Origin of the sequence: Haloactinomyces albus, assembly GCF_031458135.1 — a bacterium.
Classification (GTDB): domain Bacteria; phylum Actinomycetota; class Actinomycetes; order Mycobacteriales; family Pseudonocardiaceae; genus Haloactinomyces; species Haloactinomyces albus.
The window spans coordinates 523,058-535,363 of the sequence record NZ_JAVDXW010000001.1 but is presented as its reverse complement, the minus strand read 5'-3'; the positions used below and the strand labels follow the sequence as shown (position 1 = coordinate 535,363).

Here is a 12,306-nt window from a genome sequence, read left to right as displayed (position 1 = left end):
AGCAGGGCGCCTCCGCAGCGGATTCGCGGAATGTGGCATTCATGGTCAAGCTCGACCGACTGGTCAATGTTCTCGGCGGATACGGAGCATGGTTGTGCTGTGCTCCCCGACGTGAAGCGGAGCTGCGCAGCGTTGCGTTGCACGACCCCACGGAATCGGAGCCCGGGGCGGAGGACGTTCTCCTCGCTGTCGGGGTCGGTTCGGATGCGGCACCGCAGCTGCTGGGTGATACCCGGGCCACCGTGGTGGTGTTCCGCACCGCCACGCTCACCGAGCACGCTCGCACGCTTGCGGAGGAGCATGGTGTGGCCGTGATGCTCGTGGACCCGGCCGTGTCCTGGGGTCAGCTCGCCGGTGTCGTGTACGGCTTGGTGCTGGAGGGCCGTGAAACCGAGGCTGGTCGTGGTCCGACGGACCTGTTCGCCCTGGCCGACTCGCTGGCGGAGTCGGTCGGTGGTCCGGTGACGATCGAAGACCACCGGTCCGGTGTGCTGGCCTACTCGCGCAGGCAGGAGAGTGCGGACCGAGCGCGGTTGGAGACGATCCTCGGTCGGCGGGTTCCGGAGGAAATCCGGCGCGAACTGGCCGATCGAGAGGTGTTCCTGCATCTCGCCTCCTCGGACGAGCCGCTGTTCGTCGGCCCGCTGGCCGGCTCGGAGGTCGACGGTCGTGTGGTCATCGCCGTACGAGCGGGCCGAGAACTGTTGGGCTCGATCTGGGTCGAGACACCGCATCCGCTCGATTCCCGGCATGAGGCAGCCCTCGTCGACGGGGCGCGCACCGTGGCACTGCACCTGCTCAGGACCCGTGCGAGTGCGGATCTGGAGCGGCAGGTCGAGTCGGATTCGGTGCTCCGGCTGCTGGAGGGCAGTGCGGACGCGCCTGCGGTCATCAGCCGACTCGGTTTGCGCGGCGGCCGATTTCGGGTGGTGGCTGTGCAGGCACACACGGGTGGGGAGCACGGTGCCGCCACGCTGCTCGCGTTCGAGCGAGCCACCACCGGTTTCGGCTGGGCGCGTCCGGGACGGAGCGCGCTGTTCGCCAATGCCGTATACACCATCCTGCCGGACGATGACGATGCCACGAGTGCGCGCGAGTGGGTTCGCGCATTGATCCGGGAGTTACCCGCCGATGTGGTCGTCTTCGCAGGCATCGGTGGCACGGCGGAACCCTTGCAGCTGGCTGCGAGCCGTCAGGAGGCCGACGAGAGTCTGGCGGTCCATGTCGGTGGTCCAGGACGGTCATCCGCGGTGGTCTACGACGATTCGTGGCACGAGATCCTGTTGCGCCGCCTGCGCAATGCGGCCTCGACCGGCCGTGTTCCGGCGCGTGGCCCTGTCGCCGAACTCCGGCGGCACGACGCCGAGCGCGGTACCCGATACGTCGAGACACTGCGGGCGTGGTTGGAGTGCCAGGGTGATCTGGGGGCGTCCGCTTCCCGACTCGCGGTGCATCCGAACACGGTCCGGTACCGGCTGCGGAAGATGGCCGAGGTGACACCGCTGGACTTGGAGGATCCGGACAAGCGACTTGCGATGATCATCATGCTGGCCGTGGAGGAGCCCTCGGCTTAGCTTCGATGTGGATCCGGTCCAATCCACCGGGTGGTGTTTGTGCGAATTCGACAGACGCTGCCGGAGTGAACGGCGCCATGCTGGGGGCGGGAGCAAGCGAACACAGCGGAGGCGAGTATGCGTGCGGACGGGACCGACGGAGTGCCGGGCAGTGCCGTGGTGGTCGGAGCCGGGGTCGTCGGATTGTCGACCGCCTGGTTCCTGCAGGAGCACGGTGTCGAGGTAACGGTGCTGGATCGCTCGGGCGTCGCGGCGGGCGCCTCGTGGGGCAATGCGGGGTATCTTTCGCCGGCCTTGTCGGTTCCCCTGCCCGAACCCGGTGTGCTGCGATACGGCTTGCGCTCGCTGCTGGATCGCGATGCACCGCTGTACGTGCCGGCCACGGCCGATCCGGGGCTGTGGTCGTTCCTGGCGAAGTTCGCCCGGCACTGCACCATGCGTTCCTGGCAACGTTCGATGCGGTCCTACGTCCCGGTGAACTCGGAGGGTCTCGAGGCCTTCGACGCGCTCGCGGCGGGTGGTGTGCAGGCCTCGACGACGAAGGCGCCGATCACCGCGGCGTTCGAGAAGCCCGAGCAGTCCTCCGGCCTGCGGCACGAGGCCGAGCTCATCCGCCGGGCAGGCCAGGAACTCGAGGTCACGGACGTCACTCCGGCGGAGACCGGCATTCCGCAGTTGTCCTCGCGGATCACCACGGTGCTGCGGCTGGAAGGTCAGCGCTACATCGATCCCGGGGAGTTCGTGCGAGCACTCGCTCGTTCGGTCGAAGCGCGCGGCGGTGAGATCCGCACCGGCTTCACGGCCGAAGGGATCGATCGAAGTGCGGGGCGGGTGATCGTCCGGTCGTCGGCGGGCAAGCGTGTCTCCGCCGAGACTGCCGTCCTGGCGAACGGCGCATGGCTGGAGCAACTTGCCAAGCCGCTCGGTGTCCGTACGCCGGTGCGGGCCGGGCGCGGCTACTCCTTCACGGTCCCGACCGAACAACCCGTGCCGGGGCCGATCTACCTGCCTGCGGCGCGCGTGGCCTGCACGCCGTATCAGGGCGGGCTGCGGGTCGCGGGAACCATGGAGTTCCGGTCGGCGGATGCAGCGCTGGACCGCAACCGCATCGAGGCGGTCGTGCGCTCGGCTCGCCCGTTGTTGGACGGCGTGTCCTGGCAGGACCGCCACGACGAGTGGGTCGGTCCGCGTCCGGTGACGCCGGACGGGCTACCGCTGATCGGCGCATCGAGCATGCCCGGTGTGTTCATCGCCGGTGGGCACGGGATGTGGGGAGTGACTCTCGGTCCGTTGACCGGTCGATTGCTGGCCGAGCAGATCGGTTCCGGAAAGCAGCCCGATGTCCTGCGCCCGTTCGATCCGTTGCGCTGATGACGTACCGCACCCCACTTTGATTGATGTTGCATCAAGGTGCATAATTATCCGTATGGCGATTCGGGTGGCGGTGGCCGGTGCGAGCGGTTACGCGGGCGGAGAGTTACTCCGACTGCTGCTGTCGCACCCCGAGGTGGAAATCGGTGCGCTGACCGCGGGCGGCAATGCGGGCAGCAAGTTGGGTGAGCATCACCCGAACCTGCTGCCGCTGGCCGATCGGACCCTGGCCGATACCTCGGTGGCCGAACTCGCCGGGCACGATGTCGTCTTCCTGGCCCTGCCGCACGGACATTCCGCCGAGATCGCCGCCGAACTCGGCGACACCGTCGTGATCGACTGCGGGGCCGACCACCGCCTCAACGACGCCGCCGACTGGCATCGCTGGTACGGCGGCGAACACTCCGGAACCTGGCCCTACGGCATCCCCGAACTGCCGGGGGGGCGGGAGCGGTTGCGCGGAGCGAGCCGCATCGCGGTACCGGGTTGCTTTCCGACCGTGTCGTCCCTGGCAATGATTCCGGCGCTGGCCGCGGGCCTCGTCGAGCCCGAGGCCGTGGTCGTCGCCATGACCGGTACCTCGGGCGCCGGTCGGGCACTCAAGCCGCACCTGCTCTCGGCCGAGGTCATGGGCTCGGCCAGCGTGTACGGCGTGGGCGGTGCACATCGGCACACGCCGGAGATGATCCAGAATCTCTCGGCTGCGGCAGGCGGACCGGTGCAGGTTTCGTTCACGCCGGTGCTCGCTCCGATGGCGCGCGGCATCCTGGCGACCTGCAGCGCTCCGCTGCGTGGTGATCTCGATGTCGGCGCCGCACGCAGGACTTACCTCGACGCGTACGACGACGAACCCTTCGTCCACGTCCTGCCCGACGGTGTCTGGCCCCAGACCTCGGCCACGCTCGGCGCGAACACCGTGCACCTGCAGGTGACCGTCGATGCCGATGCCGGACGTCTGGTGGCGGTCGGTGCCGAGGACAACCTGACCAAGGGCACCGCAGGCGGCGCGGTGCAGTGTATGAACCTCGCCCTCGGCCTTCCGGAGGTCACCGGCCTGCCGACCACGGGTGTCGCGCCGTGAACAGCGCCGTCTTCGGTAGCGCCACCACCCCGACCCACAGTCAGGAGCGAACATGAGCGTGACCGGACCTGCCGGTTTTCGGGCGGCCGGGGTGGCCGCGGGGATCAAGGCCGGAGGGCCCGACTTGGCATTGGTCGTCAATGACGGACCGCAGGATGCCGCGGCGGGCGTGTTCACCACGAACAAGGTCAAAGCCGCGCCGGTGTTGTGGTCGCAACAGGTGCTGCAGGAACGGCGGCTGCGCGCGGTGGTGCTCAATTCCGGTGGGGCCAACGCCTGTACGGGCCCGGAAGGGTTCCAGGACACCCACACCACCGCCGAGAAGGTGGCCGAGGTTCTGGGCACGGGCGCGATCGGTGTCGCAGTGTGCTCGACCGGACTGATCGGCCAGCGGCTGCCGATGGAGGCGCTTCTGTCCGGTGTGGATACCGCAGCCAAGTCGCTGGATGCCTCGGAGCAGGCGGCCACGGACGTGGCGACGGCGGTTCTGACCACCGACGGTGGCCCCAAGCAGGCGTATGTCTCGCATCCCGACGGCTGGTCGATAGGGGGGTTCGCCAAGGGAGCCGGGATGCTGGCACCGAATCTGGCGACCATGCTCAGCGTCCTGACCACCGACGCCGTGGTCGACGGCACGGAACTCGACGCCGCGTTGCGTGCAGCCTCCCGGACCACCTTCGACCGGATCGACGTGGACGGCGGTACCTCCACCAACGACACCGTGCTCGTGCTTGCCTCCGGTGCCTCCGGTGTCCGCCCTTCGAGTTCGGAGTTCGTCGAGCAGCTCACCACGATCAGCGCCGATCTCGTGCGGCAGATGCAGCACGGTGCGGAAGGGGCGACCAAGGCGATCGACATCACCGTTCGAGGTGCGGTCAGCGAGGACGACGCCGTGCGCATCGGCCGGGTGGTGGCCGAGGACAACCTGGTCTCCACGGCACTGTTCGGCTCGGATCCGAACTGGGGACGGATCGCGATGGCGCTGGGCCGAGCGCAGGCCGAGATCGACGTCGACAAGGTCGAAATCATCACGAACGGCGTCACGCTCTACGCCGGGGGAACCCGCGCGCAGGACCGCAGTGCGGCGGATCTGTCCGGCCGCGACATCGAGATCGTCATCGATCTGCATCTCGGTGAGCACGCGGCGACCATCCTGACCACCGATCTGTCCCACGGCTACGTCGAAGAGAACAGCGCCTACTCCTCATGACTTCCCGTACTGCGAACAGTGACGACCGTGTGGGCAGGGCCGACGACCGGCTGGCCACCGCGGGTGCGAAAGCCGGGGTACTGACCGAGGCACTGCCGTGGTTGGAGCGCTTCCACGGTGCCACGGTGGTCATCAAGTACGGCGGCAACGCCATGACCGATGATGGCCTCAAGCGAGCCTTCGCCGAGGACATGGTGTTCCTCCGGCTTGCGGGACTGCATCCGGTCATCGTGCACGGTGGGGGTCCACAGATCACCACCATGCTGGATCGTCTGGGCATGGAGGGTGAGTTCCGCGGGGGCTTGCGCGTGACCACGCCCGAGACCATGGACGTCGTGCGAATGGTGCTCGTCGGTCAGGTCGGGCGCGAACTCGTCGGACTGATCAACCAGCACGGCCCACATGCGGTGGGCATGTCCGGTGAGGACGCGCACCTGTTCACCGCCCGGCGGCGTAGCGCACTCGTCGACGGTGAGCCGGTGGATGTGGGGCTGGTCGGTGATGTGGTCTCGGTGAACCCGGAAGCGGTATGGGACCTGATCCATGCCGGACGGATTCCGGTGGTCTCGACCGTGGCCCCCGACGCCGACGGCGTGGTGCACAACGTCAACGCCGACACGGCGGCCGGTGCGCTCGCCGTCGCACTGGGTGCCGAGAAGCTCGTGGTGTTGACCGATGTCGAAGGTCTGTACACCGACTGGCCGGATCGTTCCTCGCTGGTGTCGCGGTTGGATGCCGACAGACTGGAGCGGATGCTGCCCGACCTGGCCTCCGGGATGGTCCCGAAGATGGAGGCGTGCCTGCGCGCGGTGCGTGGCGGAGTGCCGCGCGCGCACGTGATCGACGGCAGGCTCGCGCACTCGGTGCTGCTGGAAGTGTTCACCAGCCAGGGCGTCGGCACGATGGTCGTTCCGCCCGATGAACAGGCCGGTCTCCGGGCCGCGGAAGGGGAGGACGGATGATGCCGCACGACGGAACCAACGCCGCCGGGGCGCAGCGCTGGCAGACGTCCATGATGGACAACTACGGTGCGCCGAAGCTGACTCTGGTCAGCGGATCGGGCTGCGAGGTCACCGACGCCGAGGGAACGACCTACCTCGACCTGTTCGGGGGAGTCGCGGTGAACGCCCTCGGCCATGCGCACTCGGCCGTGGTCACCGCTGTCACCGAGCAGATCTCCCGGCTCGGGCACGTATCGAACTTCTACGCGCACGAGCCGGGTCTGCGCCTGGCCGAGGAACTGCTGGATCTGGCCGGATCCGCGGGCAATGGCCGGGTGCTGTTCTGCAACTCGGGAGCCGAGGCCAACGAAACCGCGCTCAAGATCTCCCGGCTGACGGGTCGGACGAAGGTGGTGGCCACCACAGGGGGCTTTCACGGCCGCACGATGGGGGCCTTGGCCTTGACGGGCCAACCCGGCAAGCAGGAACCGTTCGAGCCGCTTCCGACGGGTGTGGTGCATGTCCCCTACGGGGACACGGCAGCACTCGAGTCCGAAGTGGACGAATCTACGGCTGCCGTTTTCCTCGAACCGATCCAGGGTGAAAACGGTGTGGTCGTGCCGCCGGACGGATACCTGCAGGCTGCTCGCGACATCGCGACCCGGTACGGCGCACTTCTCGTGATCGACGAGGTGCAGACCGGCATCGGGCGCACCGGACACTGGTTCGCCTTCCAGCGCAGCGGGATCGTGCCCGACGTCATCACGCTGGCCAAAGGACTCGGTGGTGGTCTGCCGATGGGCGCCTGCATCGGAATCGGCGACACCGGGACGTTGTTGCGTCCCGGCCAGCACGGCACCACCTTCGGAGGAAACCCGGTCGCCTGTGCTGCGGCGCTCGCGGTCCTGCGGACCATCGCCTCCGACAGCCTGCTGGAACACGCCGATCGTCTCGGCAAGGACATCACGGCCCGCGTTCAGCGGATGAACCATCCGCTGGTTTCCGAGGTACGCGGTGCAGGGCTGCTGATCGGCATCGCGCTGAACGCGGCGGTGGCACCACAGGTGGCCGCTGCCGCGCAGGGCAGCGGTTATCTGCTCAACCCCGTACAACCGGATGTGCTGCGACTCGCGCCGCCCCTGGTGCTGGAGCCGGATCAGGCACAGCGATTCCTGTCCGACCTGCCCGCCTTGCTGTCCACACATGAGGGGAATGCCTGATGCGCCACTTGCTGCGCGATGATGATCTCGACCCCGCCGAGCAGCTCGAGGTGCTCGACCTGGCCGACGAGTTCAAGCGGGAGCCCTACGGTCGGCAAGTACTGTCCGGGCCGAGATCCGTCGCCGTGATCTTCGAGAAGAATTCCACCCGTACCAGACTGTCCTTCGAGGCCGGAATCAGCCAGCTCGGAGGTCATCCGGTCATCATGGACAGTCGGTTGACCCAGCTCGACCGTGAAGAGACCATCGAGGACACCTCTCGGGTGTTGTCGCGCTACGTGGACCTCGTCGTGTGGCGAACTTTCGCCCAGGAGCGGATCGATGCGATGGCCGCTGCTTCGACCGTGCCGGTCGTCAATGCCCTCACCGATGAGTTCCACCCCTGCCAGGTGCTCGCCGACCTGCAGACCATCCGGGAACGCCACGGCAGCCTCGCCGGGCTCACGCTCACCTACCTCGGTGACGGGGCCAACAACATGGCGCACTCCCTGCTGGTGGGGGGCGCCACCGCGGGCATGCACGTGCGGGTCGGTGCACCGGAAGGGTTCGCTCCCGCCGAGTGGGTGATGGAAGCAGCCACGAAACGGGCCGCCGAAACCGGCGGTTCGGTGTCGGTGCTCAGCCGGCCGCGTGCCGCTGTCGAAGGTGCCGACGTGCTGGTCACCGACTCGTGGACCTCGATGGGACAGGAGAACGACGGCAAGGACCGCATCAGCCCGTTCCGGCCGTTCCAACTCAACACCGATCTGCTGGCCGCCACCGGCAAGCCCGGTACCAGCGTGCTGCACTGCCTGCCCGCGCATCGGGGATGGGAAATCACCGACGAGGTCCTGGACGGGCCCGCCAGTGCGGTCTTCGACGAGGCGGAAAACCGCCTGCACGCGCAGAAAGCGCTGCTGGCATGGATGGTGCAACGACGATGACGACCAGGGTCGCGCGCCAAGCACGTATCGTCGAGCTCGTCTCCTCGATGGGTATCCGCAGCCAGACCGAACTGGCGAAACTGCTGGCAGGCGACGACATCGAGGTCACCCAGGCGACCCTGTCCCGGGACCTCGACGAACTGGGTGCGGTGAAGCTCCGAGGCCCCGACGGCGGAGCGGCCGTCTATGTCATTCCCGAGGACGGCAACCCCGTGCCGGGGGTACAGGGCGGTACCTCCCGGCTGAGCAGACTGCTCGGCGAGCTGCTCGTCAGCGCGGACGGTTCGGGGAACCTGACCGTGCTCCGTACCCCTCCGGGGGCGGCGCAGTTCCTCGCCAGTGCCATCGACCGCTCAGCGCTGCTGGAGGTGGTCGGCACGATCGCGGGCGACGACACCGTGATGGTCGTGGCCCGCGAGCCCCTCACCGGTCAAGGGCTCGCGCAGCGCTTCACCGCGATGGCGGCCGGTGAACAGCAGGAGCCGCACATCTCCGGCCCGAACGATCACGACAACCGAAACTTGCACGACACGGAGCACGAGGAGAACGACAATGACTGAGCGGGTTGTACTGGCCTACTCCGGTGGCTTGGACACGTCCGTGGCCATCGGATGGATCGCCGAGGAGACCGGAGCCGAGGTCGTCGCCGTCGCGGTGGACGTGGGCCAGGGCGGTGAGGACCTGGAGACCGTGCGCAAGCGGGCACTGGCCTGCGGCGCGGTCGAAGCCGTCGTCGCCGACGCTCGTGACGAGTACGCCGATCAGTACTGCCTGCCCGCGCTGCAGGCCAACGCGCTGTACATGGACCGGTATCCGCTGGTTTCCGCGCTGTCCCGGCCGTTGATCGCCAAGCATCTGACCGATGCGGCGAAGAAGCACGGTGCGACGACAGTGGCTCACGGTTGTACCGGCAAGGGCAACGACCAAGTGCGCTTCGAGGTCGGTATCGGTGCGTTGGCCCCGGACCTGAATGTCATGGCACCGGTACGGGACTTCGCCTGGACCCGGGAGAAGGCCATCGCCTGGGCCGAGGGCCGTGATCTGCCGATCGACGTGAACAAGAAGTCGCCGTACTCGATCGACCAGAACGTCTGGGGCCGTGCCGTGGAGACCGGGTTCCTGGAGGACATCTGGAACGCGCCGATCGAGGACGTCTACTCCTACACCGCCGACCCGAGCGTGCCCCGGGAAGCCGACGAGCTGGTGCTCACCTTCGACAAGGGCGTGCCCGTGGCCATCGACGGTAAGGCCGTGACCGTGCTGCAGGCCGTCGAAGAGCTCAACCGGCGTGCGGGTGCCCAGGGAGTCGGCCGGTTGGACATGGTCGAGGATCGCCTGGTCGGGATCAAGAGTCGCGAGATCTACGAGGCTCCGGGCGCGATGGCGCTGATCACCGCGCACCAGGAGCTGGAGGATGTCACCCTCGAGCGGGACGCCGCGCGGTTCAAGCGCACCGTCTCCCAGCGCTGGGGCGAGCTGGTCTACGACGGCCTGTGGTTCTCGCCGCTGAAGGACGCACTGGACTCGTTCGTCGCCGAGACCCAGCAGCACGTCACCGGCGATATCCGCATGAAGCTGCACGGCGGCAGGGCCGTGGTCACCGGGCGGAGCAGCCAGGAGTCGCTGTACGACTTCAACCTGGCCACCTACGACGAGGGGGACACCTTCGATCAGGGGATGGCCAAGGGCTTCGTCCAGCTGTGGGGCCTGCCCAGCAAGATCGCCGCGAAGCGCAATCAGCAGGGCTGAGCTCGGGTGGGGTTGGTCAATTTCTCGAGAAATTGACCAACCCCACCCACGGCACGCAGTGCACTGACCGACACGACCGAGGAAGCACCGTGACGCAGCAAGGCAGTGAGCCATCCGAACGGGGAGTTCCCGGAAACCCGGCCGAACCCACCAAGCTCTGGGGGGGCCGGTTCGCCTCCGGACCGGCGGAGGCGATGGCGGCGCTGAGCCTGTCCACGCACTTCGACTGGTGCCTGGCGCCTTACGACATCGCAGGCTCACGCGCGCACGCCCGCGTGCTCCACGGGGCGGGACTGCTCACCGAAACCGAACTCGAACACATGCTCGCCGGGCTCGACGAGCTGGCCGCCGATGTCGAGACCGGGCGGTTCCGCCCCGTGGTCGACGACGAGGACGTGCACACTGCGCTCGAACGAGGTCTGCTGGAGCGCGTCGGCCAGGAACTCGGGGGCAAGCTTCGAGCGGGCAGGTCCCGCAACGATCAGGTCGCCACGCAGTTCCGGATGTGGCTGCGCGATGCCACGCGTCGCGTCGTCGCGGGGGTACTCGACATCGTCGATGCCCTGAACGCACAGGCACAGGCCCATCCCGAGGCAGTCCTACCCGGCCGTACCCATCTGCAGCACGCGCAGCCGGTGTTGTTGGCGCATCACCTGCTCGCCCACTGCCAGGCTCTGCTCCGTGATGTGCAGCGTTTCCGTGACTGGGATGCGCGCACGGCATTCTCACCCTATGGATCGGGTGCTCTGGCGGGATCCTCGCTCGGTCTCGATCCGCAGGCGGTCGCGGCCGAACTCGGTTTCGACGGCGCCGTGGACAACTCCATCGACGGCACCTCCTCGCGGGATTTCGCCGCCGAGTCCGCGTTCGACCTGGCGATGCTGGCGATGAACCTGTCCCGGGTCGCCGAAGAGGTGATCATCTGGAACACCGCCGAGTTCGGCTACATCACGCTGGACGACGCATGGGCCACGGGCAGTTCGATCATGCCGCAGAAGAAGAATCCGGACGTGGCCGAACTGGCCCGCGGCAAGTCCGGTCGGCTGCTCGGCAACCTGACCGGACTCCTGACCACTCTCAAGGCACAACCTCTCGCCTACAACCGGGACCTGCAGGAGGACAAGGAACCGGTCTTCGACTCGGTGCAGCAATTGGAGCTGCTGCTGCCCGCGATGGCCGGGATGCTGGGCACGCTCACCTTCGACACCGAGCGAATGGCGCAGCTCGCCCCTGCCGGGTTCACACTGGCCACCGACATCGCAGAGTGGTTGGTTCGGCAAGGCGTTGCCTTCCGCGTTGCGCACGAGGCTTCGGGGGAGTGTGTCCGCGTGGCCGAGGTGCGAGGGGTTGGTTTGGAGGAGCTCACCGACGAGGAACTCGCCTCCGTGCACCCCGCACTCACCCCCCAGGTCCGTGAAGTACTGACCGTGTCGGGCTCGATCGCCTCGCGTGACGCTCACGGTGGCACCGCACCCGATCGTGTCGCCGAACAGAGCCGGCGCGTCACGACGATGGTGGCCGAACATCGCCAATGGCTCGCGGAGCGGTGATGCAACATCCCGAAACGAGTACAACAAGTACGGTGTCGCCCGTGACACAGGTTGCTCGCGAGGAACTCGCTCAGGACCCGTTGCGGGTGGCCCGGTACCTGCTCGGAAGCGAGCTGTGGTCGAGTGGACCCCACGGTGACGTGGGAATCCGGATCGTCGAGGTGGAAGCGTATCGCGGTGGCGACGATCCGGCCTCGCACTGCTATCGCGGTCGCACAGCACGCAACGCCGTCATGTTCGGTCCCGCGGGGCATCTCTACGTGTACTTCATCTACGGCATGCACTTCTGCATCAACGTCGTGTGTCTGACCGATGGCGTACCCGGCGCGGTGCTGTTGCGCGCGGGCGAGGTTCTCTCCGGTGGGGAACTGGCACGGCAGCGTCGCCCCGCTGTGCGCAAGGACACTCACCTGGCCACCGGCCCGGCTCGGCTGACGAGTGTGCTGGGGATCACCAGGGAGCACAACGGGATCGATCTCACCGCCCCGGACTCACCGGTGCGGTTATTCACCGGAACGCCCGTCGACGAGGACGATGTACGTACCGGTCCCCGTGTGGGTGTTGCCAGTGCCGAGGACCTTCCCTGGCGTTCCTGGGTGGACGGTTCACCCGCGGTGAGCACTTATCGCAGGGGAGGGCGCCGCCGTACCCGGGACCGGGCGTAACGGCGGCTGTGGCCGTGCGCGA

General features: G+C 67.7%; 11 protein-coding genes. All 11 read left to right on the top strand.

Features of this window, described 5'->3' with window-relative positions; all coding sequences use genetic code 11:
- Positions 1-41: 41 nt before the first annotated feature.
- The 11 genes from JOF55_RS02480 (at position 42) to JOF55_RS02430 (ending at position 12,284) form a co-directional block, all read left to right on the top strand.
- On the top strand, positions 42-1,574 hold the full coding sequence (locus JOF55_RS02480; RefSeq protein WP_310268916.1) for a PucR family transcriptional regulator: 1,533 nt from the start codon (positions 42-44) through the stop codon (positions 1,572-1,574).
- Between the two features lie 117 nt (positions 1,575-1,691).
- A complete protein-coding gene (locus JOF55_RS02475; RefSeq protein WP_310268913.1) occupies positions 1,692-2,945 on the top strand; it encodes an NAD(P)/FAD-dependent oxidoreductase in 1,254 nt (417 codons plus the stop codon).
- Positions 2,946-3,000: 55 nt separating this feature from the next.
- The gene (argC, locus tag JOF55_RS02470; RefSeq protein WP_310268910.1) at positions 3,001-4,026 is read left to right on the top strand and encodes an N-acetyl-gamma-glutamyl-phosphate reductase; all 1,026 of its coding nucleotides are present in this window, start codon (positions 3,001-3,003) and stop codon (positions 4,024-4,026) included.
- A gap of 52 nt (positions 4,027-4,078) precedes the next feature.
- On the top strand, positions 4,079-5,236 hold the full coding sequence (gene argJ, locus JOF55_RS02465; protein ID WP_310268907.1) for a bifunctional glutamate N-acetyltransferase/amino-acid acetyltransferase ArgJ: 1,158 nt from the start codon (positions 4,079-4,081) through the stop codon (positions 5,234-5,236).
- Entirely contained in the window at positions 5,233-6,198 is a 966-nt protein-coding gene (argB, locus tag JOF55_RS02460; protein ID WP_310268905.1) for an acetylglutamate kinase, read from the top strand. Before argJ ends, argB begins: the two co-directional genes overlap by 4 nt.
- Complete coding sequence (locus JOF55_RS02455; RefSeq protein WP_310268901.1) at positions 6,195-7,397, top strand: acetylornithine transaminase; 1,203 nt, start codon at positions 6,195-6,197, stop codon at positions 7,395-7,397. The genes argB and JOF55_RS02455 overlap by 4 nt, the downstream gene beginning before the upstream one ends.
- On the top strand, positions 7,397-8,320 hold the full coding sequence (gene argF, locus JOF55_RS02450) for an ornithine carbamoyltransferase (protein ID WP_310268897.1): 924 nt from the start codon (positions 7,397-7,399) through the stop codon (positions 8,318-8,320). Before JOF55_RS02455 ends, argF begins: the two co-directional genes overlap by 1 nt.
- Positions 8,317-8,880, top strand: coding sequence for an arginine repressor (locus JOF55_RS02445; protein ID WP_310268895.1), 564 nt, complete (start codon positions 8,317-8,319; stop codon positions 8,878-8,880). Before argF ends, JOF55_RS02445 begins: the two co-directional genes overlap by 4 nt.
- Positions 8,873-10,069 (top strand): argininosuccinate synthase, encoded by a 1,197-nt coding sequence (locus JOF55_RS02440; RefSeq protein ID WP_310268892.1) that lies wholly within the window; start codon positions 8,873-8,875, stop codon positions 10,067-10,069. The genes JOF55_RS02445 and JOF55_RS02440 overlap by 8 nt, the downstream gene beginning before the upstream one ends.
- Positions 10,070-10,158: 89 nt before the next feature.
- Positions 10,159-11,619 (top strand): argininosuccinate lyase, encoded by a 1,461-nt coding sequence (gene argH / locus JOF55_RS02435; protein ID WP_310268890.1) that lies wholly within the window; start codon positions 10,159-10,161, stop codon positions 11,617-11,619.
- Positions 11,619-12,284 carry a DNA-3-methyladenine glycosylase gene (locus JOF55_RS02430; protein WP_374727205.1) on the top strand — a complete coding sequence of 222 codons (666 nt, stop codon included), beginning with the start codon at positions 11,619-11,621 and terminating at the stop codon, positions 12,282-12,284. The genes argH and JOF55_RS02430 overlap by 1 nt, the downstream gene beginning before the upstream one ends.
- The last annotated feature ends 22 nt before the right edge of the window (positions 12,285-12,306 follow it).